Here is a 19835-nt window from a genome sequence, read left to right as displayed (position 1 = left end):
GCGCTTAGAATGGGGAGGCCCGAACAAACTGGGCCAGTGTTCTAAAGGAGGAGCCTTATGTTAAGGGGGTTCAAGGACTTCTTGATGCGGGGCAACGTGGTGGATCTGGCGGTGGCGGTGGTCATCGGTGGGGCGTTCGGCCAGGTGGTGAACTCCTTGGTGGCCGACGTGCTCACGCCCTTGCTCGGGACCTTGGGTGGGGTGCCCGACTTTTCTGCCTGGAAACTTGGGCCTTTGGGCATGGGCAAGTTTCTTAACGCCGTGGCGAACTTTGTGGTGGTGGCGGCGGCCATCTATTTCCTGGTGGTGGTGCCCATGCGGGAGGTTCAAAACCGTTTGAAGCGGGAGGAAAGGGCGGCCCCGCCCGCGCCGCCTGAGCCTCCGGAAGAGGTCAAGCTTCTTCGGGAGATCCTCCTGGAGTTGCGGAAGAGGGCCTGACCCGGTTCCAGAGGAAGAGGGCCAGGTAGGCGAGGCCCAGCTCCGGCCTGGGGCTTGTGGTCACGGAGAGGGCGAAGGCGTGGAAGAGGAGGCTTTCCAGGGCGTGGCGGGGGCTTCGCCAAAGGAGGTCTTTGAGGGCTGGCCCCTGCCTGAGGGCGAGAAGGCCCAGGTAGGGGAGGTAGGGCCAGGGGCCCGTGGCTAGGCCCAGGGCGGAAAGCCCCAGGCTGGCAAAGGCGAGGCCGCGCAGGGCGGGCAAGGGGTCCAGGCCCAGGGGCCTGAGGCCCTGCCAGAGGGGTTCCTCTTCCCCGGGCCAGGGGGCCTTGAGGAGGAGGAGCCTTCTGCCTTCGTGCCCGCCCAGGTAAAGCCCCGGGTCCGGCGCCACCCCCAGGGGAAGGAGGTGGGCGGGGTGTTCCCCAAGGGCTTGGAAGAGGAGGGGGTCCAGGGGGAGGCCGTCCACCAGGAACCAGGTGTGGGGCCTGCCGGAGAGGAGAAAGCCCAGAGCCCTTTCCACCCGGTGGCCCCGGTGGGCCAGGATCCCGGGCCAGGCCTCCGGGGGTTCCCGCAAGAGGGCCTTGGCCCAAGGGGGGGCGTGCTGGAGAGGGGCGGTGCGGAGGCGGAAGCGGACCTCCAGGGTTTCTTCCGGCTCCAGCCGGAAGCGGGCCAGGAGGTTTCCCCGGTGGGCGTAGACGTCCAGGGGCCTCTTGGAGAGGGCGAGTTCCGCTACCTCCTGGCCCGGCCCGTCCTGGGGCAGGGGGAGGAGGGCCTCCTCGAGGCCTTGGGCCGTGTAGCGGAGGGCGTAGCGGGGGGGTGCCATGGCTAGACCATCGGCGGGCCATGATACCACCTCCGGGGTTGACGGGCGGGGCGGGGCCGCGTAGGGTGGAAATATGTGGCTATGCGCATATGGTCACAGGAGGATATATGCCTAGCGCCCTCCACCGGTACAAGGCCGAGTTCTTCAAGGCCCTGGCCCACCCCCTGCGCCTGGCCATCTTGGACGCCCTCCGGGAAGGGGAGAAGTCGGTCTCCTCGCTGCAGCGGGAACTCGGCGCCGAGCAGTCGGGGCTTTCCCGGCAGCTTTCCCTGTTGAGGGAGCGGGGGCTGGTGGAGGCCAGGCGGGAGGGGCAGATGGTCTACTACCGCACCCGCGACCCGGAGGTCTACACCTTCTTGGACCTGGGCCGGCGGATCTTTGAGCGGCACCTGGAGGCGGAGCGGGGCCGCCTCGAGGCCCTGAAGGAGGAGGCGTGAGCTGGACTCTCCTGGCCGCTTTCCTGCTCGTGGGGGCCTCCGCCTTGGCGGGCGGGTGGGCGGGGAAGGGGAGGGCGTACCCCTGGCTCTTGGGGGCGGGCGGCCTGGGGTTCCTCCTGGGGGGCGGGGCCCTGTGGGGGGCGGAGGCCAGCGCTGGCGGCCTCTTCCTGATGCTCTTGGGGCTTTTGACCCTCGGCCTTGCCCCCTACCTCCCGGACTACCTGGCCCACCACCCCAAGGAGGCCAGGGCCTACGCCGGGACCGTGCCCCTTTTCCTCCTGGCCATGGCCGGGGTCTCCCTGGCGCCCCCGGGGTTCGCCTTCCTCTTCCTCTGGGAGGGGATGGCCCTTTTGGGCTACCTCCTGGTGGCCTTGGAGGGGCCCAAGGCCCAGGAGGGGGCCAGGGCCTTTTTCCTGGCGAGCCGGCTCTCGGGGGCCGGGCTTTACCTGGCCTTCCTGGGCCAGGGGCACCTGGGCCCGGACTGGGTCTGGGCGGGCCTCCTGCTGGGCTTCGGCGTGAAGGCGGCCCTCTTCCCCTTCCACCTTTGGCTTCCTTTGGCCCACCCCGTGGCCATCAGCCCGGTCTCCGCCCTCCTCTCCGGGGCCATGACCAAGCTGGGCCTGTACGGCCTCTACCAGGCCTGGGCCTGGTTCGGCCCGCCCCCTGCTTGGGTGGGCCTGGCCCTGGCCCTGCTCGGGTTCCTGGGGGCGGTGTACGCCCTGGTGCGGGGCTTGGGGGAGGAGGACCTGAAGGGGGCCCTGGCGTACTCCAGCGTGGAGAACCTAGGCCTGATGCTGGCTGCCTTGGGGGGGTACTTCCTCACGGGGGCCCCCCTCTTCCTGGCGGCCTTCTTCCTGCACCAGGTGGGGCATGCCCTCTTCAAGGGCCTCCTCTTCCTGGGCTCGGGGGCCTTGGCCGAGCGGCGGCTATCCCGCCTGGGAGGGCTTTGGCGGCAGGAGCCCTTTCTGGGGAGCCTTTGGCTGTTGGGGGTGGCGGTGGGGGCGGGGCTACCTCCCGGGGCGGTCTTCGTGGCGGAGTGGGCCCTGTACCAGGGCCTTTTCGCCGCCCCCGGCTTCCTGGTTCTGGGCGTCGGGGCCTTGGCTTTGGTGGGGGCGCTCGCCCTTTACTTCTACGTGCGCCTCTTCGGCCTGGCCTTCCTGGGGGCGGCGCGGGCGGAGGTGGGCGTGGAGCTCGGCCCGGGGATGCGGGGGGGGCTTTTGGCGCTGGCGGTTCCTCTGGGGGCTTTGAGCCTGCTTCCGGACCTCTTCTTGAAGCCCCTGGCCCAGGAGGTGTACCCCAACTGGGGGGTTTTCCCCCTCCTCTTCCTGGCCCTGGGCCTGGTTCGCTGGCTTGCCCGGAGGCCCCACCGGGCCTATGGCACCTGGGACTGCGGCTTCCCCCGCTTGAGCCCCAGGATGCAGCCGAACGGCCTGGGCTTCTCGGAGCCTGCCCTGCGCCTCTTTCCCTTCCTGCGCCTCGAGGTGGGGGAGCGGCCGAGGCTGGAGGAGCCCTTGGCGGGGGTCTACCGCCAGCTGGGGGAGGGCTATTCCCGGTTCGCGCGCCTGGTCCAAACCCTGCAGTCGGGAAGCCTGCACTTTTACCTCCTCCTCCAGCTTCTGACCCTGGTGGTGGTCCTGGGGGTGGTGCTCCTATGACGGCGTTCTTGCTCCTCCTCCTCGCCCCCCTCTTTGGGGGCAGCGTGAAGTGGCTGAAGGCTAGGCTCACCCACCGCCGGGGGGCTAGCCCTCTCCTGGAATACCGGAACCTGGCCAAGCTTTGGGGGAAGGCCTGGGTGAGACCCACCCTAAGCACCCCCGTCTTCCTCCTGGGCCCGGCTTTAGCCCTTGGGGGCGCCCTGGCGGCGGCAAGCCTCCTTCCCCTGCTGCCGGGTCCCGGGTTCACCGGGGACTTCCTGGTGGCCCTCTACCTCCTCAACCTGGGCCGCTTTTTCCAGATGCTTTCCGCCTTGGACACGGGGAGCGCCTTTGGGGCCCAGGGGAGCTACCGGGAGGGCCTGGTCACCCTCTTGGCCGAGCCGGGAACCCTGATGGCCCTGGGGGCCGCGGCCCTGGCCGGGGAGGGGCCCCGCTTGGCGGGCTTCCCGGAGCTCGGCCCGCAAAACGCCCTGGTGCTCCTCTTGGTCCTGGCCTCCTTGGCGGTGGCCCTTCTGGCGGAGGGGGCGCGGATGCCGGTGGACGACCCCACCACCCACCTGGAGCTCACCATGATCCACGAGGCCCAGCTCCTGGACCACGGGGGGCCCTTGCTGGCCCTATACGAGCTGGCCGCCTCGGTGAAGATGCTGTTCTACGCGGGTCTCATGGCCCTTCTCCTGCCCGGCCCCAAGGTGCTGGTCTTCCTGGGGCTGGCCGCGGCCTGGGTGCTGGCCTTGGGGTACCTGGAGACCTTCGGGGTGAAGCTTCGCTACCTGCGGCTTCCCGATTTTCTTTCCTACAACACCCTCTTCGGGGTGCTGGCGCTTTTGGGGGCGGTATGGAGGTTCTGAACACCTTGGTGCTGGCGGTCTTGGCCACGGGCTTCCTGATGGTGAGCCGCAGGAGCCTGGATGCGGTCATCAGGCTTTACGCGCTTCAGAACGTGCTCTTGGCCCTGATCTCCTTCGGGCTGGCCCGGGGCGAGGTGCACTTCCTCCTGGCGGGCCTGGCCCTTTTCCTCATCAAGGGGGTGGCCATCCCCTGGTACCTCTTCTGGCTTCTGGACCGCCTCGAGGTCAGCCACGAGGTGGAGGGGTACCTCTCGGTCTCCCTCTCCCTCCTCCTGGCGGGCCTGCTCACCGGCCTGGCCTTCCGGGTGGGGGCGGTCTTCGTGCTGCCCGAGGCGCCCTTGCCCCAAGGGGTGCCGGTGGCCCTCTCCCTGGTCCTCCTGGGGGTGCTCTCCATGGTGAGCCGAAAGAAGGCCATCAGCCAGGTGCTGGGCTTCCTGGCCCTGGAGAACGGGGTCTTCCTCCTGGCCCTCTCGGAGAGCCACGGCCTGCCCCTCTTCGTGGAGCTGGGGGTGGCCCTAGACGCCTTCGCCGCGGTGTTCCTGGCGGGGATTCTCATCTTCCGCATCAAGGGGGAGATGGGCCACGTGGACACGGCCCGCATGCGGGCCCTGAGGGGGTAGGGGATGCTTTGGCTCCTTCTGCTCCTTCCCCTCCTGGCCCTCCTGGGCCGACGGGAGCGGGACGCCTTGGCGCGGCTTTCCCTCCTGGCGCCCCTCTTCTCGGCGGCCCTGGCCCCTTTCCTCCTGGGGCAGGTGGCGGGGCCTTTTCGCCTGGACGGGGTGGGCCTCTTCTACCTCCTCCTGACCGACCTCCTCTATGCCCTCATCGCCCTGTTCGCCCGGGGCTACTTCCCTGAGGAAGAGGCCTGGCGCTTTTACTGGGCGGGTGCCCTCTTCCTGCTGGCGGCCCACGGGGCCTACCTGGCCCACAACCTGGGGGTGCTTTGGATCTTCGTGGAGGGGTCCACCCTGGCCTCGGCCCTCCTCGTGTACCACAAGGGGGGAACCAGGGCCCTGGAGGCCACCTGGAAGTACCTCATGTTGGGGAGCGTGGGCATCGCCTTGGGGCTCATGGGGGTCATCCTGGTCTACGCCCTGCTTTCCGGGGCCACCCTGGACTGGGGGGAGGCCCGGGCCTTGGTGAAGGGGGCCAACCCGGAGGGCCTTAAGCTGGCCTTCGCCCTCCTCCTGGTGGGCTTCGGCACCAAGGTGGGCCTCTTCCCCCTGCAGGCCTGGCTTCCCGACGCCCATGCGGAGGCCCCGGGGCCGGCCTCGGCCCTGCTTTCCGGCACCCTCCTCAACGTGGCCTTCTACGCCCTTCTGCGCTACACCGCCTTGGCCCAGGCGGCGGGGCTTTTCCCCTTTGCCTCCAGCCTCCTTCTCGCCTTTGGCCTCCTGAGCCTGCTGGCGGCGGGGCTCTTCCTCTTCGGCCAAAAGGAGTACAAGCGCCTTCTGGCCTACTCCAGCATGGAGCACATGGGCCTCGCCGTCTTCGCCCTGGGGCTGGGCCTGCCCTGGCTGGCCCTCTTCCACACCCTGGCCCACTCCCTGGCCAAGACCCTGGCCTTTTTGGGGGCGAGCGGGATCCTGGCCCTCACCCACGCCAAGGAGGTGGGGCGGGTGGGGGGCCTTTTCCGCTCCCTTCCCGGTTTGGGGGTGCCCTTCGTCCTGGCCCTGGCCGCCCTCGGGGGGCTTCCTCCCTTCCCCCTCTTCTTCGCGGAGTTCAAGGCGGTGGAGGCGGCCATGCGCTTTCCCCTCCTGGCTGCCCTCTACCTGGCCGGGCTCGGGCTCGCCTTCGTAGGCCTCCTCGGCCCCATGACCCAGATGGGCTTTGGCCCGGGAAAACCCCTCAAGGCCAGGGGGCTTGACCTGTGGGCGCTGTGGCTCCTCCTGGCCCTCCTTCTGGCCCTCGGGGTGTTTCCCCCGGTGGGGGCCTTTAAGACCCTGGAGGTGGTGCTGTGGACGCGGTGAGGGAAGCCCTGCGGGAGGGGCGCCCCGTGGCCCTTTTCCCCGAGGGGGGGCAGGCGGTCTTGGTGGTGGAGGTGGGGCGGGCTCTCCGGGTCTTCCGCCTGGGCGAGGGGGGGAGTTTCCCCAGCCTGGCCTCGGAGTTCCCCTCCTTGGATTGGTTCGAGCGGGCCCTGTGGGAGCGGGGCTACACCCCGGTGGGCCATCCTGGGCCCAAGCCCCTAAGGCGGCACGACCTCCCCTACGCCTTCCGGGAGTTCCCCGAGCTCCACGGGGTGCCGGTGGGCCCGGTGCACGCGGGCATCATTGAGCCCGGCCATTTCCGCTTCAGCGTCCTGGGGGAGCGGATCCTGCACCTGGAGATCCGGTTGGGTTACCAGCACCGGGGCCTCCTAAGGCGCCTCCTGGGGAAGGGTCCTGAGGCGGCCCTCCTCCTGGCGGAACGGGCCGGGAGCGAGCCCGTGGCCCACGCCTTGGCCTTCGCCCTGGCCTGGGAGGAGGCCTTGGGCCGCAGAGCCCCACCCCGGGCCCAGGCCCTGCGCCTCGCCGCCTTAGAGCTGGAGCGGGCCTTCGGGCACCTGGGGCACCTGGCGGGGCTTTTCACCGATATCGGCTACGCCTACGGGGCCACCCAGGTGGGGCGCATCCGGGCCCTCCTCCAGGGGGAGGTGGACCGCCTCACCGGCCACCGCTACGGGCGGAACTTCGTGCGGGTGGGGGGCGTGTGGCGGGAGGGGCGGCCCGACCTGGCGGCCTTGGCCACTTATCGGGAGGAGCTTTCCCGGCTGTTGCCCCGCCTCCTCAAGCACCCCCAGGTGCTGGACCGCATGCGCTACGTGGGGGTGGTGCGCCGGGTGGAGGCGGAGGCCTACGGGTTCGTGGGGCCCACGGCCCGGGCCAGCGGGGTGGCCCGGGACCTGCGGCAGGACGACCCCGCCTACCCCGGGTTCCGGCCGGTGGTGCGCCAGGGGGGGGACGTCCTCTCCCGGGCCCAGGTGTACGCGGAGGAGGCGCTTCAGGCCCTGGACTACGCCCTGGGCTTCCTCACCCACCTCCCCGAGGGCCCCTTGGCCCAGGACCTTCCCCCGGGGGACGGGGAGGCCATGGCCCGGGTGGAGGCGGGGCGGGGCGAGGTCTTCTGGTTCGTGCGGCTGGAGGGCGGCAAGGTGGCCTTGGCGGAGGGGGTGGACCCCTCCTTCAAGAACTGGCGGGCCTTGGAGCTAGCGGTGCGCGGGGAAGGCCTCCCGGACTTTCCCCTTTGCAACAAGTCCTTTGACCTCTCCTACGCCGGGAACGACCTTTAGGGGTGGAGCATGAGCCTCTTGAAGACTTGGAAAATCGGCCTTCTGGCCCGTCCCCTCGAGGCCCTCCTGCGGGTGCCGGACCACGCCTTCGGCTACCCCCTCCTGCGCCCTGAGGGCCTCACGGAGCCGGTACGGGAGGACCTCATGGGGCTCTGCCCCAGCGGAGCCTTCTTCCAGGAGGGAAGAACCTTCGGGCTGGACCTGGCCCGGTGCGTGGGTTGTGGGCGGTGCGCCCTAGCCCATCCCGAGGCGGTGGGGGAGATGAAGCGCCTGGAGGTGGCCGTCACCCGGAAGGAGGACCTGGTCCAGCGGGTGGACCTGGAGCGGGGGACCTTCCTGGACCCTGGGCCGCCGCCCCCTCCCCGGAAGGAGCTCGCCCTCCCCACCCTGGCCTTCCGGGAGGTGAGCGCGGGGGACACGGGGCTTGCCGACTCGGAGATCGCCCTTCTGGGAAACCCCTTCCACGACATGGGCCGCTTCGGCTTCTCCGTGGTGGCCTCCCCCCGGCATGCGGATGCCCTCTTGGTCACGGGGCCGGTGAGCCGCAACATGAGGGAGGCCCTCTTGCGCACCTACGAGGCCGTCCCCGAGCCCAAGGGGGTGGTGGCGGTGGGCAACGAGGCCATCTCCGGCGGGCTCTTTGCCGGGGGCCTCGAGGTGGAAGGCGGGGTGGACCGGGTGGTGCCCGTGGACGTGTACGTCCCCGGCGACCCCCCTCGCCCCGGCGCCATCCTCTTCGGCCTCCTCCTCCTGGCGGGCCGGGTGCGCCAGCGCCTGGTGGGCGGGGTCTTGCGCTAAGCTTTTCCCCATGGAGTGGCTCCTCACCCCAGGACCCGTCCGCCTGCACCCCAAGGCCTTGGAGGCCCTGGCCCGCCCCCAGCTCCACCACCGCACCGAGCCCGCCCGGGAGGTGTTCCTGAGGGCGCGAGGGCTCCTAAGGGAGGCCTTCCGTACCGAGGGGGAGGTCCTGATCCTCACGGGAAGCGGCACCCTGGCCATGGAGGCCTTGGCGCAAAACCTCTTCGCCCCCGGGGAGAAGGTCTTGGTCCCCGTCTACGGCAAGTTCTCCGAGCGCTTCTACGAGATCGCCCTGGCGGCGGGGCTTGAGGCCCACCGCCTGGACTACCCCTACGGCCGGGTGCCCCGCCCTGAGGACGTGGCCCAAAAGGGCTACGCGGGGCTTTTCCTCGTCCACTCGGAAACCTCCACCGGGGCCCTCGTGGACCTTCCCGCCTTGGCCCGGGCCTTCAAGGGGGAGAACCCCGAGGGCCTGGTGGGGGCGGACATGGTGACGAGCCTCCTGGTGGGGGAGGTGGCCCTCGAGGCCATGGGGGTGGACGCCGCGGCCTCGGGAAGCCAGAAGGGCCTCATGTGCCCCCCGGGCCTGGGCTTCGTGGCCCTCTCCCCCAGGGCCCGGGAGCGGCTGAAGCCCAGGGGGTACTACCTGGACCTCGGCCGGGAGCTAAAGGCCCAAAGGGAAGGGGAGAGCGCCTGGACCCCGGCCATCAACCTGGTCCTGGCGGTGGCCGCCGTCTTGGAGGAGGTTCTCCCCCGCCTTGCCGAGCACCTGGCCCTGAAGGCCTGGCAGAACGAGCTTCTCTACCGGGTAGGGGAGGAGCTTGGGCTTAAGGCGGTGCCCGAGGTGCGAAGCCCCGCGGTGGCCGCCTTCTACCTGCCGGAAGGGGTTTCCTACCGGGCGGTGAGGGAGGCCTTCGCCGCGAGGGGGGCGGTCATCGCCGGGGGGCAGGGGCCCCTGAAGGGCAGGGTCTTCCGGCTTTCCCTCATGGGCCATTACGACCGCTACGAGGCCCTGGGGGCGGCGGCCCTTTTCCGGGAAGCCCTTAGCGGTATTCTTCCAGCTTCCTGAGCATCTCCTCCCGGGTGTAGACGGCCCTGGCCCCCCCCACCAGCTTCGGCCTGGTCTTGGCGGCGAGGAGGACGGCCTCGCCCAGCTTCCGCACGGAAAGCCGCAAGGGAACGGCCACGGGGCGGAGGTGCATCCCGATGAGGACCCCGCCCACGTCCATGCCCCCCTGGGCCTGGGTCTTTAGGGACTCCACCATGACGGGGTCTTGAAAGCGCAGGAAGGCCGCCGTGGCCAAGGCGCCCCCCGCCTTGGGGTGGGGGAAGACGGTGACCTCCTCCAGGCCAAAGGCCCGGGCTGCCTCCCGCTCCACCACCAGGGCCCGGTTCAGGTGCTCGCACCCCTGGACCGCTACCCACACCCCCCGCTCCTGGAGGGCGGGGAGGAGGCCCTCCAGGATGGCCTCGGCCACCTGAAGGCTCGGCCTTGTCCCCACCCTTTCCCCCAAGACCTCGCTGGTGGAGCCCCCCAGGACGAAGAGGCTTCCCCGCTCCATGGGAAAGAGATCCAAGAACTCCCGGATGGCGCGCTCTGCCGCCTTGCGGATGCCCTCCATACCCTTAGCCTACCCCTGGCCTGGGGGGAGGCATCCGGGCTGGGCCCGCTTGGCGTAGTGCAGGGTGAAGGGAGGAAGACGTATGGCGCGGAAATGGTGGTTCGGCATGGCGCTGGCGCTCGCGTTCCTGCTGGTCCTGGGGCAGCAGCCGGGAGCGCCCGAGGTCTACCTGAGCGAGATGGCGGGGCAAGGGTTGAAGGGGCGGGCGGTGGTCCTGGCGTGGCCCCAGGGGGGCCTTGAGGTCTTCCTGTTTCTGGAGGGCTTAAGGCCCAACTCCGGGGCCTACGCCAACCACATCCATTTCAACCGGGCGGGCAACGCCAACTGCCGGGAACAGAACGGGGACCAGATCCTAGGCCTCACCTCCTTGGTGCCGGACGCCAACGGGCGGGCCGTGGCCTACACGCGGCTGCCCAGCGCCCGCCTGCCCGAGGGCACCACCTACGTGAACGTGCACACCAACACCCCCACCCCGGTGGGGGCTAGCCTCGCCTGTGGCGACCTGCGGGCGGTTAAGGAGCGGTACTAGGGGGGTCTTATGCGCGGGCTTTGGCTGGGCGTGTTGTTGCTGGCGGGCTGCTACCCCCCTTCGGGAGGGGGTGGGGGAGGAGGTCTACAAGCCTGTCCCGAGGTCATCCAGATTCAGGGGTTCGCTTACCATCCGTCCCAGTGTTTTGTGGCCAGGGGCGCCAGCGTGCGTTTTCAGAACCAGGACTCTGTCCCTCACACCGCCACCGCCGAGAACGGGTCTTTTAACACCGGCACCCTTAACCCGGGCCAGACCTCCGACCCCATCGCCTTGAACCAGTTGGGAACCCACCCCTACTTTTGCACCTTCCATCCGGGCATGCGGGGGAGCATAGAGGTGCGTTAAGGAAGCTGGAGACGTACCAGGAGCGCTTCCGGGGGACCCGTCCGGGGTCCCTCGGTTTTCCCTGGGGGCTCGAGGCTCAGCGCCAGGGTGCGGAAGCGGCCGTAGTTGGCTTCCAGCACCCGGGCGCCCGTTTGGGCCAGGGGATGGAACCGGCCCTCCGCCTCCCCCCAAAGCTGGTAGCGGCGCCCTGGGGGTGGGGGCTCGCGCATCAGGATCAGGCAGCGACCGTCCTCCCGCCATAGCAAGAGTCCCAGGCTCTGCCCGTCGGAGCGGAGAAAGCGCCAGTGGGTCCCGGGGTCGCTGGCCCAGTAGGCCACCTGTTCCAGAAGGGCCTCGCCCCGGGCCGCCCGTTGCCAGAGGTGCGCTCCCACCAGCAAGACCCCGGCCAGGGCGGCGGCCAAGAAGAAGGACCGCACCTGGGGGCGCCCTCCGCGCACCAGGCGGGCGCGGGCCTTGATCCTGGCCCAGGTCCCCGGGGGCGGGGGGGTGGGGGGCAACGCCTCGGCTACCAGGTAAAAGGCTTGCTCCAGGGCACGGAGTTCCTTCTGACAACGGGGGCAGCCCCGCAGGTGTCCTTCCACCCGGGCCCTTTCCTGGGCCTCGAGGCCTCCGGTGAGGTAATCGGGCAAAAGTCCCTCCACGTGCTCCATCTAGGTCTCCCCAAGCCTTTCCCGCAGTTTCAGAAGCGCCCGGCGGATCCGGGCTTTGACCGTGCCCAGGGGAAGGTTGTGGCGCTGGGCCAGCTCGCGGTGGCTCAAGCCTAAGTAGAACGCTTCTTCTAAAAGCTGATGCTCCTCCGGGGAAAGGCTTTCCAGGGCTTGTTTCGCCACCACCCTCTCCTCGTGGCCCCCTTCCCGGAAACCCAGGGCTATCTCCCGATCCCCCTCGGGATCGTCGGGGTCCAGGTCCGCCCGGGGAGGTAGCCGCCGCCTTTGCCTCAACCGGGAAAGGGCGAGATTGCGGGCGATGGCGTAGGCAAAGGTGGCAGGGTCGCCCCGCCTGGGGTCGTAACGCCAGGCCTCGCGGCACAGCTTGAGAAAGGTGTCTTGCAAGGCTTCCTCCGCCTCTTCCCGGCTCCCCAGAATGCGGATGAGGAGGGCATAAATCCGCGGGGCGAGGGCCTGGTAGAGGGCCTCCAAGGCCTCCTCGTCTCCCCGTGACAGGCGGAGCAGGAGAACCTCCAGGGCTACCCGCTCCCTATCTGACACTACCCCCTCCACCTCCCCCCCGGATGCACCCCCAGTGCCCCGGCCTTGCGCTTTCCCCCGAGGAAGGCCCTTCACATTCCCCGGCTACCCAAGCGCCGTTTCCCGAAAAAGCGCCCACCCCTCCGACAGGAGGGCATCCTATGCGAGGGTTCCCGCCAAGGTCAACCCCCTAGCGCAGAAGGAGGTCCAAGACGATGAAGGAGAACATCCCCAGGCTCACCCCCACGTTGGCCTGGAAGAAGGCCACCTCCACCCGGGAGAGGTCCTCCGGGGAGACCAGGCGGTGCTCAAAGAGGAGAAGCCCCCCCACGAGGAGGAGGCCCAGGTAGTAGAAAAACCCGGCGCCATAGCTTATCCCGGCCATCAGAAGGGCGAGCCAGGCAAGGAGGTGGGTGGCCCGGGCGAGGAGGAGGGCTTGGGGGATGCCGAAGCGGGCGGGGATGCTCTTCACCCCATGGGTTCGGTCAAAGGCGTAGTCCTGGGTGGCGTAGAGGATGTCAAACCCCGCGATCCAAAGCCCCACCCCGGCCCAGAGCCAGTAGGCGGTGGGGTGGAAGGTGCCCGCCACGGCGATCCAGCCCCCGGCGGCGGCGGCCCCGATGGTGAGGCCCAACACGTAATGGCAAAGCCAGGTGAAGCGCTTGGTATAGGAGTAGAAGGTGAGGAAAAAGACGGCCACGGGCAGAAGGCTGGCGGTGAGGGGGTTTAGGGAAAGGCCCGCGTGGATTAGGAGGACCAGGCCCAGAAGGGCCAGGAGGAGGGTCTCCCAGGGCTTCACCAGGCCCTTGGGCAGGTGGCGGTTCCGCGTGCGGGGGTTCAAGGCATCTATGGGCCAGTCGATGAGGCGGTTCAAGGCCATGGCCATGGTCCTGGCCCCCACCATGGCCAGGGTCACCAGGAGGAAGGTGCGCCACCCCGGCCACCCCCCTGCCGCCAGGAGCATCCCCCCGTAGGCGAAGGGGAGGGCGAAGAGGGTGTGTTCAAAACGGACGAGGTCCAGGTAAAGCTTGAGGCGGCTCACCCTTTGCGTACCTCCAGGATGCGGTTCTTCTCGTCCACCAGGACCACGGTGGGCTTGAGGCTTCTCGCCTCCTCCTCCTCAAAAACCCCGTAGGCCACCAGGATCACCAGGTCCCCCGGCCGCACCAGGTGGGCCGCGGCCCCGTTGATCTTCACCTCCCCGGAGCCCCGCTCCCCGGGGAGGGCGTAGGTGGTGAGCCGGGCCCCATTGGTGATGTCGTAGATGTCCACCTGTTCGTAGGGAAGGATGCCCGCCGCCTCCAGGAGGTCCTGGTCCACCGTCACCGAGCCCACGTAGTGGAGATCGGCCTCCGTCACGGTGGCCCGGTGGATCTTGGCGTGGAACATCACGCGCCTCACGGAGGCCAAGTCTACCCTTCCGCCGCCTCCGTGGGAAGCGTGCCCGGGACGAAAAGGGTCTTGGCCTGGGTGTAGAGGGCCTGCCCGGGAGCCGCCTTCCTGGGCCGCCACACGTGCTTCTTCCTGGTGTAGTCCACGGGGACCTGGGCCTCTCCCCGGGCCTTGGAGTGGTAGGCGGCGAGCCTGGCGGCGAAGAGGAGGTCCTCCAGGGGAGGGTTTTTGCCCTCGGCCTTGAGGATCACGTGGCTTCCCGGGACCCCTTGGGCGTGGAACCAGAGGTCCTCCGAGTGGGCGGCGCGGGTGAGGAGGTCGTTTTCCTTGGCGTTCCGCCCCACCAGGACCAGAAATCCGGAAGGGGAGGTGTAGCGGAGGCCGGGGCCCTTTCCCTTCCCCTCCTTGGGCCGCGCGGAGAGGCGGAGGAGGTCTTCCAGGGAGGCGGTCTGGACCCGGGCCATCTCCTCCTCCAGGGCCTTCACCTGGGCCTCGGTCTGGGGGATGAGCTCCAGGGCCCGCTCCGCAAGCGCCTCCAGGCGCCGGGCCCGCTCGTAGAGCTTCTTGGCGTTCTCCTGGGGGGAGAGGGTGGGGTCCAGGGAAACCTCCACGGGACCCCCGTCAAAGCCTTCCAGGACCACCCTCTCCGCCCCCTTGGGCACCTCCTTGAGCCGCGCCAGGAGGAGGTCCGCCTTGCGGCGGAGGCCTTCCGCCTCCTCCAGGCGCTCCAGGGCCCTGTGGTAGTCGGCAAGCCGGGCGAGGAGGGTCTTCCGCTCCCGCTCCAGGGCCTCGAGGAGGGGCTTCCTGAGCGCTTCCTTCTCCTCCTCGGCCCAGCGCCGCCTTAACTCCTCGGAAAGCTCCGTGCGCCAGGCGGGGTCTTCCACCAGGCTCCGCAAGGCCCGGTGCACCCGCTTAAGCCCCCCCTCGTCCAAGGGGGTCTCGGGGGTAAGGCCAGCCCGGCGGGCGAGCTCTTTCATGAGGGATGGGCCCACCCCGTCCACGTGGCGCACCACCTCCTTGAGGGGTCGGCCCAGGAGGGGTCTCAGGTCTTCCAGGGAGGCGGTGCGCGGGTCCAGCTTCGCGTAGGGCGGGGGAGGGGTGTAGGGAAGGCCGGGGCGGAGTTCCCGGTAGCGGTTTACCTCCTTGGTGATGACCCGGTCCACCCCCAAGATCCGCCCTTCCTCGCCCAGGAGGAGGAGGTTGGCGTTGCGGCCCGTGGCCTCCAGGACCAGGACCGAAGGGGGGGTGTCCACGAAGCCCTTCTCCCCGGCGAAGCGGAAGAAGGCCACCCGGTCCAGCTTGAGCTGGCCCGCCTCCACCAAGGGGCCCTTCACCCGGGCCTCCAGTTGCCGCTGCAGGGGGGTTTTGGGCTCCCCCGAGAGGGTGCCCGCCTCCAGGACCAGGCTCGGGTTGGGGGGGCGGTAGCGCAGGACCAGGTTGAAGATCCGCCCCGTCCTCCCCTTGAGGAGGACCGCCAGGGCCCCTTCCTCGGGGAAGGCGAGGCCCAGGTTCTGGGCGGGGAGCTCCCCCTGAAGCTCCCGCAAGACCGCGTGGATCAGGAGACCTTCCATTTTCTAAAGGCCACCAGGAAGGCCGTGTGCCCCACCTGCTGGAACCGGGGGTGGGCCACGGGAAGCCTCACCTCCCACTCCCGCCAGGACACCTCCAGGACCCGCTCCAGCCTAAGGGGCAGGCCCTCCGCCCGGCGTATGAGCTCCAGCACCTGGGTGATGTTGGGGAGGTAGGCCACCAGGAAGCGGTCGGGCATGAGGGCTTCCGAGGCCCGCTCCAGCACCGCCCAGGGCTCCATGAGGTCCAGGGCCACCCCGTGAAAGCTCTCGGGTTCCAGCCGGGCTTCCTCCAGGCTTCCCTGGTGAAAGCGGACGTTTTCCACCTGCCAGAAGGCCCGCACGTTGGCCTCCGCCTGGGCCAGGTGTTGCGGGCGCTTCTCGTAGCTCTCCACGAGCCCTTCCCGCCCCACCGCCCGGGCCAGGAAGAGGGTGAGCCCCCCCGAGCCCGTGCCCGCCTCCAGGACCCGCATCCCCGGGGCCAGGTCCAGGAGGGCCACCATGGCGCTGGCGTCCTTGGGGTAGGTGGGGGTGGCGCTCCGCCGCATGTGGAGCACGTACTCCTCCAGGGTGGGGCGGTGGACGGAGAGGGGCTCCCCCAGGTGGGTCCACACCACCCCGCCGGGCCCGGCCTCCCGGATGGCCTCGTGGGGCACCGTCCCCCGGTGGTGGTGGAACACCCCGCCCTCCTTAAGGCGCACCAGGAAGGCGCGCCCCTTGGGGTCCTTGAGGAGGTAGAGCTCGCCTTCCACCCCGCCCACTTTAGCGGGCGGGCCCCAGGGAGTCCAGCACCCGGCCGAGGCCCAGAGGGGGCAGGCGCCAGAGGGCCCTCATACCTTGAAGAAGCCTTCCACCGGCAGGACGAAGACCACGGCCCCGCCCACCTGAACCTCCACCGGCTGGGCCAGGAAGGGGTCGGGGGCCTCGGAGAGGGGAAGGCCCCGGGTGACCAGGCGGGTGCGGGTGCGGCACTTCTCCCGGATGAGGTCCAGGACCTCGGGCACCCGCTCGTCCTCGAGGCCGATGAGCAAGGTGGTGTTCCCCTCCCGCAGGAAGCCGCCCGTGGAGGCCAGCTTGGTGGACTGCAGGCCCCGCTCCAGAAGGGCCTTGGTGAGCCCGGGGGCGTCCGTGTCCTGCACGATGGCCACGATGAGCTTCATTGGAGCCCATTGTACACCCCGTGCCACTCCTGGAGGCTCAAGACCCCGAGGGGCTTCTCCCGGGCGCGGAGGATGGCCTTGAGGCTCCACCAGGCGCCTTCCAGGGTGGTGATGAAGGGAAGCCCCCGCTCCACCGCCCGCCTTAGCTCGGGGTGGGGTACAGGGCTGATGAGGAGGTCATACTCCCCTTCCGCAAGGGTGAAGCCCGCTACCAGGTAGGCCTGCTTCACCTCCTCGGCCCGCGCCTCCTCCCCCGGGGGGAGGCCCTCCGCGATGAAGCGCACCCGGCCCTGGAGGGGTAGCCTCTGCCCGGCCCCGAGCTCCGCCTTGTAGTAGGCCAGGTAGGGGTCCTCGTCTATCCCCATGCTCTCCCCGGTGGAGCGCATCTCCGGGCCAAGCACCGGGATGACCCCGGGGAACTTGATCCAGGGGATCACCACCTCCTTGACCGCGTAGTAGGGGGGGACGGGGTCCAGGTCCCGCACCCCAAGCTCCCTAAGCGTCTTGCCCACGGCGATGAGGGCGGCCAGCTTGGCCAAAGGGACGCCGATGGCCTTAGAGACGAAGGGCACCGTGCGGGAGGCGCGGGGGTTCGCCTCCAGGATGTACACCTCCTCCCCCAGCACCGCGTACTGCACGTTCAAAAGCCCCCGAACCCCCAGGGCCAGGGCCAGGCGGCGGGTGTAGTCCTTCACCTTGGCCAGCGCCCCTGGCGGGAGGTGCACGGGGGGAAGCACCGTGGCCGAGTCCCCGGAGTGGACCCCGGCCCGCTCCACGTGCTCCATAACCCCGGCGATCATCACCTCCTCCCCGTCCGCAAGGGCGTCCACGTCCAGCTCCAGGGCCCCTTCCAGGTAGCGGTCCAGGAGGATGGAGGGCTTTTCCTCCAGGGGGGCGTAGACCTCCTCCAGGTAGCGCACGAGCTCCGCCTCGTCCCGCACCACCTGCATGGCCCGCCCGCCCAGCACGTAGCTGGGCCGGGCCAAGAGGGGATAGCCCACCGCTTCCGCGAGCCGCAGGGCCTCCTCCGGGGTCTGGGCCACCCGGCCCTCGGGCGTGGGGATCCCCAGCCTTTGGCACAGGCGATGGAACGCTTCCCGGTCCTCCGCCTGGTGGATGGCGGAGAAGGGGGTACCGAGGAGCCTAACCCCCGCCTCCTCCAGCCCCTTAGCGAGCTTCAAGGGGGTCTGGCCCCCCAGGGTGGCGATGACCCCCAGGGGCTTTTCGTGTTCCACCAGGTTCAGGACGTCTTCCAGGGTCAAGGGCTCAAAGTAGAGGCGGTCGGCGGTGTCGTAGTCGGTGGAGACGGTCTCGGGGTTGGAGTTCACCATGATGGTCTCAAACCCCGCCTCCTTCAGGGCCCAGACCGCGTGGACCGTGGCGTAGTCGAACTCCACCCCCTGGCCGATCCTTATGGGGCCCGAGCCCAGGATCACCACCTTGGGCTTGGCGGTGGCCCAGACCTCGTCCTCCAGCTCGTAGGTGGAGTAGTGGTAGGGGGTGTGGGCCTCGAACTCGGCGGCGCAGGTGTCCACGGTCTTGTAGACGGGCACCACCCCTAAGGCCTTCCTCTCGGCCCGCACCGCCTTTTCCTCCTTCCCCAAAAGCTCCCCCATCCTCCGGTCGCTGAGGCCCAAGCCCTTGTAGTAGCGGTAGTCCTCCCGGTCCTTGGGGGGGTGGGTTTTGAGCCACTCCTCGGCCTCCACCAGCTCCTTCATCTGGTGGAGGAACCAGGGGTCTATGTGAGTGGCCTGGTGGAGCTCCTCCACGGGCATTCCCCGCCGGAGGAGTTCCAGGACGGCGTAGATGCGGTCGGGGTTGGGGTAGAGCTTCCCCTCCAGCGCCTCCGTCTTGACCCCGGCGAGGGCCTTCACGTCCCGCTCCAGGCCCCTAAGGGCCTTCATGAGGGCTTCCTTGAAGGTGCGGCCCATGGCCATCACCTCCCCCACCGACCGCATCTGGGTGGAAAGCTCGTCCCTTAGCTCCCCGAGGGTGTTGGGGAGGTCCCTGAACTTCTCGAAGGCGAAGCGGGGGATCTTCACCACCACGTAGTCGATGGTGGGCTCAAAGGAGGCGGGGGTCTTGCGGGTGATGTCGTTGGGAAGCTCGTCCAGGCGGTAGCCCACCGCGAGGAGGGCGGCGATCTTGGCGATGGGGAAGCCCGTGGCCTTGGAGGCGAGGGCCGAGGAGCGGGAGACCCGGGGGTTCATCTCGATGACCACCTGCCGCCCCGTCTTGGGGTTCACGGCGAACTGGATGTTGGAGCCCCCGGTGTCCACCCCGATCTCCCGGATCACCGCCTTGGCCGCGTCCCGCATCCTCTGGTACTCGGTGTCGGAGAGGGTCTGGGCCGGGGCCACGGTGATGGAGTCCCCCGTGTGCACCCCCATGGGGTCCACGTTCTCGATGCTGGTGATGATGACCACGGTGTCCGCGTGGTCCCGCATCACCTCCAGCTCAAACTCCTTCCAGCCCAGCACGGACTCCTCCACCAAGGCGGTGTGCACCGGGGAGAGGAGGAGGCCCCGCCCCAGCACCTCCACGAGCTCCGCCTCGTTCCTGGCGATGCCGCCCCCCGTGCCCCCCAGGGTGAAGGAGGGGCGGACCACCACGGGATAGCCCACCTCCCGGGCGAAGTGGAGCCCCTCCTCCACGCTGGCCACCATGCTCCCCCGGGGCACCTCGAGGCCGATCCTGCGCATGGCCCTCTGGAACTCCTCCCGGTCTTCCCCCTTTTTGATGGCCTCCGCCTTGGCCCCGATGAGCTCCACCCCGTGGCGGGCGAGCACCCCTTCCTCGTGGAGGGCCATGGAGAGGTTCAAGGCGGTCTGCCCCCCTAGGGTGGGCAGGAGGGCGTCCGGGGCCTCCTTGGCGATCACCTTCTCCAAAAACTCCAGGGTGAGGGGCTCCACGTAGGTGCGCTCGGCCAGCTCCGGGTCGGTCATGATGGTGGCGGGGTTGGAGTTGACCAGGATGGCCTCGTATCCTGCCCCCCTCAGGGCCTTTACCGCCTGGGTTCCCGAGTAGTCGAACTCCGCGGCCTGCCCGATGGTGATGGGCCCTGAACCGATGATGAGGATCTTTCTGAGGTCTCTTCTCGGCGGCATCGCGTACCCGAGGGTTGAGCTTAGCACAAGCGCGGGGGGGCGCCAAGGCGTTGCGGCGAACTTATGCGAAGAGGCCGGTTTGGTGCGCATAATATTGCAGATGCCCTGGGGCGGGCCCGCGCTATACTCAGGCCATGCGCAAGGTGCGCCCCGAGGAACTCCCGGCCCTCCTCCAGCAGGGGGTGAGGGTGGTGGACGTGCGGCCTCCGGACCGGAGGACCACGCCCCTGCCCTTCCCCGCGGAGTGGGTACCCTTGGAGAAGATTCAAAAGGGAGAGCACGGCCTGCCCCGGGAGCCCCTCCTCCTGGTATGCGAGAAGGGCCTCCTGAGCCAGGTGGCGGCCCTCTACCTGGAGGCCGAGGGGTACGAGGCCATGAGCCTGGAGGGCGGCCTCCAGGCCTTGACGGAGGGCAACTAGCTCCTTAGAATGGCGGATGCTGAGCGTGGTGAGCGTAGCTCAGCTGGTCAGAGCACCGGACTGTGGATCCGGGGGTCGTGGGTTCAAGTCCCATCGCTCACCCCAAAACCGCCACCCCGAAAGGGGTGGTATTTTAGAGGAGGGCCCCGCCCTCCCTTGCGAGGATGGCGGAACCGGTAGACGCGCCGGACTTAGGATCCGGTGGGGTAACCCGTGCGGGTTCAAGTCCCGCTCCTCGCACCAGC

The 19835-nt window shown here is 69.3% G+C and carries 22 protein-coding genes and 2 tRNA genes; 14 read left to right on the top strand and 10 right to left on the bottom strand.

The window, feature by feature from the left end; translation table 11 throughout:
- The first annotated feature begins 57 nt into the window (after positions 1–57).
- A complete protein-coding gene (gene mscL, locus ACYQ0J_RS02530) occupies positions 58–438 on the top strand; it encodes a large conductance mechanosensitive channel protein MscL (RefSeq protein WP_460170617.1) in 381 nt (126 codons plus the stop codon).
- Here the strand turns inward: mscL and ACYQ0J_RS02525 are convergent.
- Entirely contained in the window at positions 392–1252 is an 861-nt protein-coding gene (locus ACYQ0J_RS02525; protein WP_460170616.1) for a hypothetical protein, read from the bottom strand. The two genes, mscL and ACYQ0J_RS02525, sit on opposite strands and share 47 nt — an antisense overlap.
- A 107-nt stretch (positions 1253–1359) precedes the next feature.
- Here ACYQ0J_RS02525 and ACYQ0J_RS02520 point away from each other — a divergent pair, with 107 nt between their 5' ends.
- From ACYQ0J_RS02520 to ACYQ0J_RS02485, 8 genes are read left to right on the top strand one after another with little or no spacing between them, the layout of a single operon-like run.
- Positions 1360–1689, top strand: a complete 330-nt coding sequence (locus tag ACYQ0J_RS02520) for an ArsR/SmtB family transcription factor (RefSeq protein ID WP_460170615.1) — start codon at positions 1360–1362, stop codon at positions 1687–1689.
- Positions 1686–3344, top strand: coding sequence for a proton-conducting transporter transmembrane domain-containing protein (locus tag ACYQ0J_RS02515; protein ID WP_460170614.1), 1659 nt, complete (start codon positions 1686–1688; stop codon positions 3342–3344). Before ACYQ0J_RS02520 ends, ACYQ0J_RS02515 begins: the two co-directional genes overlap by 4 nt.
- Positions 3341–4195 (top strand): respiratory chain complex I subunit 1 family protein, encoded by an 855-nt coding sequence (locus tag ACYQ0J_RS02510; RefSeq protein WP_460170613.1) that lies wholly within the window; start codon positions 3341–3343, stop codon positions 4193–4195. Before ACYQ0J_RS02515 ends, ACYQ0J_RS02510 begins: the two co-directional genes overlap by 4 nt.
- Complete coding sequence (locus ACYQ0J_RS02505) at positions 4183–4815, top strand: hypothetical protein (protein ID WP_460170612.1); 633 nt, start codon at positions 4183–4185, stop codon at positions 4813–4815. The genes ACYQ0J_RS02510 and ACYQ0J_RS02505 overlap by 13 nt, the downstream gene beginning before the upstream one ends.
- Positions 4816–4818: 3 nt before the next feature.
- The gene (locus ACYQ0J_RS02500; protein ID WP_460170611.1) at positions 4819–6165 is read left to right on the top strand and encodes a proton-conducting transporter transmembrane domain-containing protein; all 1347 of its coding nucleotides are present in this window, start codon (positions 4819–4821) and stop codon (positions 6163–6165) included.
- Positions 6153–7463, top strand: a complete 1311-nt coding sequence (locus ACYQ0J_RS02495) for a hydrogenase large subunit (protein WP_460170610.1) — start codon at positions 6153–6155, stop codon at positions 7461–7463. Before ACYQ0J_RS02500 ends, ACYQ0J_RS02495 begins: the two co-directional genes overlap by 13 nt.
- A gap of 9 nt (positions 7464–7472) precedes the next feature.
- The gene (locus tag ACYQ0J_RS02490; protein WP_460170609.1) at positions 7473–8261 is read left to right on the top strand and encodes an NADH-quinone oxidoreductase subunit B family protein; all 789 of its coding nucleotides are present in this window, start codon (positions 7473–7475) and stop codon (positions 8259–8261) included.
- Between the two features lie 10 nt (positions 8262–8271).
- The gene (locus ACYQ0J_RS02485) at positions 8272–9330 is read left to right on the top strand and encodes a pyridoxal-phosphate-dependent aminotransferase family protein (RefSeq protein WP_460170608.1); all 1059 of its coding nucleotides are present in this window, start codon (positions 8272–8274) and stop codon (positions 9328–9330) included.
- On the opposite strand, the gene ACYQ0J_RS02480 is transcribed toward ACYQ0J_RS02485, so the two are convergent.
- Positions 9305–9883, bottom strand: coding sequence for a TIGR01440 family protein (locus ACYQ0J_RS02480; RefSeq protein ID WP_460170607.1), 579 nt, complete (start codon positions 9881–9883; stop codon positions 9305–9307). The genes ACYQ0J_RS02485 and ACYQ0J_RS02480 overlap by 26 nt on opposite strands.
- 106 nt (positions 9884–9989) lie before the next feature.
- Here ACYQ0J_RS02480 and ACYQ0J_RS02475 point away from each other — a divergent pair, with 106 nt between their 5' ends.
- Complete coding sequence (locus tag ACYQ0J_RS02475) at positions 9990–10412, top strand: hypothetical protein (RefSeq protein ID WP_460170606.1); 423 nt, start codon at positions 9990–9992, stop codon at positions 10410–10412.
- Between the two features lie 9 nt (positions 10413–10421).
- Positions 10422–10757, top strand: coding sequence for a plastocyanin/azurin family copper-binding protein (locus ACYQ0J_RS02470; protein WP_460170605.1), 336 nt, complete (start codon positions 10422–10424; stop codon positions 10755–10757).
- On the opposite strand, the gene ACYQ0J_RS02465 is transcribed toward ACYQ0J_RS02470, so the two are convergent.
- The 8 genes from ACYQ0J_RS02465 to carB form a co-directional block, all read right to left on the bottom strand.
- Positions 10754–11407, bottom strand: a complete 654-nt coding sequence (locus ACYQ0J_RS02465; protein ID WP_460170604.1) for an anti-sigma factor — start codon at positions 11405–11407, stop codon at positions 10754–10756. The genes ACYQ0J_RS02470 and ACYQ0J_RS02465 overlap by 4 nt on opposite strands.
- Positions 11408–11977 (bottom strand): RNA polymerase sigma factor, encoded by a 570-nt coding sequence (locus ACYQ0J_RS02460; RefSeq protein ID WP_460170603.1) that lies wholly within the window; start codon positions 11975–11977, stop codon positions 11408–11410. It abuts the gene before it with no gap.
- A gap of 157 nt (positions 11978–12134) precedes the next feature.
- On the bottom strand, positions 12135–12986 hold the full coding sequence (mqnP, locus tag ACYQ0J_RS02455) for a menaquinone biosynthesis prenyltransferase MqnP (protein ID WP_460170602.1): 852 nt from the start codon (positions 12984–12986) through the stop codon (positions 12135–12137).
- Positions 12983–13333 carry an aspartate 1-decarboxylase gene (gene panD / locus ACYQ0J_RS02450; RefSeq protein WP_460170691.1) on the bottom strand — a complete coding sequence of 117 codons (351 nt, stop codon included), beginning with the start codon at positions 13331–13333 and terminating at the stop codon, positions 12983–12985. The genes mqnP and panD overlap by 4 nt, the downstream gene beginning before the upstream one ends.
- Before the next feature lie 23 nt (positions 13334–13356).
- On the bottom strand, positions 13357–14907 hold the full coding sequence (locus ACYQ0J_RS02445; RefSeq protein ID WP_460170601.1) for an Rqc2 family fibronectin-binding protein: 1551 nt from the start codon (positions 14905–14907) through the stop codon (positions 13357–13359).
- On the bottom strand, positions 14892–15665 hold the full coding sequence (locus tag ACYQ0J_RS02440; protein ID WP_460170600.1) for a tRNA (adenine-N1)-methyltransferase: 774 nt from the start codon (positions 15663–15665) through the stop codon (positions 14892–14894). The genes ACYQ0J_RS02445 and ACYQ0J_RS02440 overlap by 16 nt, the downstream gene beginning before the upstream one ends.
- Positions 15666–15734: 69 nt before the next feature.
- The gene (locus ACYQ0J_RS02435) at positions 15735–16064 is read right to left on the bottom strand and encodes a cyclic-di-AMP receptor (RefSeq protein ID WP_093007449.1); all 330 of its coding nucleotides are present in this window, start codon (positions 16062–16064) and stop codon (positions 15735–15737) included.
- Positions 16061–19171, bottom strand: a complete 3111-nt coding sequence (gene carB, locus ACYQ0J_RS02430) for a carbamoyl-phosphate synthase large subunit (RefSeq protein ID WP_460170599.1) — start codon at positions 19169–19171, stop codon at positions 16061–16063. Before carB ends, ACYQ0J_RS02435 begins: the two co-directional genes overlap by 4 nt.
- 134 nt (positions 19172–19305) lie before the next feature.
- On the opposite strand from carB, the gene ACYQ0J_RS02425 reads away from it, so the two are divergent.
- From ACYQ0J_RS02425 to ACYQ0J_RS02415, 3 genes are all read left to right on the top strand, one after another.
- Positions 19306–19590 (top strand): rhodanese-like domain-containing protein, encoded by a 285-nt coding sequence (locus ACYQ0J_RS02425; protein ID WP_460170598.1) that lies wholly within the window; start codon positions 19306–19308, stop codon positions 19588–19590.
- Between the two features lie 28 nt (positions 19591–19618).
- A tRNA-His gene (locus tag ACYQ0J_RS02420) sits at positions 19619–19695 on the top strand.
- Positions 19696–19748: 53 nt separating this feature from the next.
- Positions 19749–19833 (top strand) — tRNA-Leu (locus tag ACYQ0J_RS02415).
- Positions 19834–19835 lie beyond the last annotated feature (2 nt).

This window comes from Thermus sp. FJN-A, from assembly GCF_054655095.1.
The sequence above is the reverse complement of the archived record's forward strand: the minus strand, read 5'-3'. Positions and strand labels throughout refer to the sequence as shown.

What these genes read in the sequence shown, in the direction of transcription:
- mscL (WP_460170617.1), top strand. Translation starts at nt 58, where the DNA reads ATGTTAAGGGGGTTCAAGGACTTCTTGATGCGGGGCAACGTGGTGGAT.
- ACYQ0J_RS02525 (WP_460170616.1), bottom strand. Translation starts at nt 1,252, where the DNA reads ATGGCACCCCCCCGCTACGCCCTCCGCTACACGGCCCAAGGCCTCGAG.
- ACYQ0J_RS02520 (WP_460170615.1), top strand. Translation starts at nt 1,360, where the DNA reads ATGCCTAGCGCCCTCCACCGGTACAAGGCCGAGTTCTTCAAGGCCCTG.
- ACYQ0J_RS02510 (WP_460170613.1), top strand. Translation starts at nt 3,341, where the DNA reads ATGACGGCGTTCTTGCTCCTCCTCCTCGCCCCCCTCTTTGGGGGCAGC.
- ACYQ0J_RS02505 (WP_460170612.1), top strand. Translation starts at nt 4,183, where the DNA reads ATGGAGGTTCTGAACACCTTGGTGCTGGCGGTCTTGGCCACGGGCTTC.
- ACYQ0J_RS02500 (WP_460170611.1), top strand. Translation starts at nt 4,819, where the DNA reads ATGCTTTGGCTCCTTCTGCTCCTTCCCCTCCTGGCCCTCCTGGGCCGA.
- ACYQ0J_RS02490 (WP_460170609.1), top strand. Translation starts at nt 7,473, where the DNA reads ATGAGCCTCTTGAAGACTTGGAAAATCGGCCTTCTGGCCCGTCCCCTC.
- ACYQ0J_RS02485 (WP_460170608.1), top strand. Translation starts at nt 8,272, where the DNA reads ATGGAGTGGCTCCTCACCCCAGGACCCGTCCGCCTGCACCCCAAGGCC.
- ACYQ0J_RS02480 (WP_460170607.1), bottom strand. Translation starts at nt 9,883, where the DNA reads ATGGAGGGCATCCGCAAGGCGGCAGAGCGCGCCATCCGGGAGTTCTTG.
- ACYQ0J_RS02475 (WP_460170606.1), top strand. Translation starts at nt 9,990, where the DNA reads ATGGCGCTGGCGCTCGCGTTCCTGCTGGTCCTGGGGCAGCAGCCGGGA.
- ACYQ0J_RS02470 (WP_460170605.1), top strand. Translation starts at nt 10,422, where the DNA reads ATGCGCGGGCTTTGGCTGGGCGTGTTGTTGCTGGCGGGCTGCTACCCC.
- ACYQ0J_RS02465 (WP_460170604.1), bottom strand. Translation starts at nt 11,407, where the DNA reads ATGGAGCACGTGGAGGGACTTTTGCCCGATTACCTCACCGGAGGCCTC.
- panD (WP_460170691.1), bottom strand. Translation starts at nt 13,333, where the DNA reads ATGTTCCACGCCAAGATCCACCGGGCCACCGTGACGGAGGCCGATCTC.
- ACYQ0J_RS02445 (WP_460170601.1), bottom strand. Translation starts at nt 14,907, where the DNA reads ATGGAAGGTCTCCTGATCCACGCGGTCTTGCGGGAGCTTCAGGGGGAG.
- ACYQ0J_RS02435 (WP_093007449.1), bottom strand. Translation starts at nt 16,064, where the DNA reads ATGAAGCTCATCGTGGCCATCGTGCAGGACACGGACGCCCCCGGGCTC.
- carB (WP_460170599.1), bottom strand. Translation starts at nt 19,171, where the DNA reads ATGCCGCCGAGAAGAGACCTCAGAAAGATCCTCATCATCGGTTCAGGG.
- ACYQ0J_RS02425 (WP_460170598.1), top strand. Translation starts at nt 19,306, where the DNA reads ATGCGCAAGGTGCGCCCCGAGGAACTCCCGGCCCTCCTCCAGCAGGGG.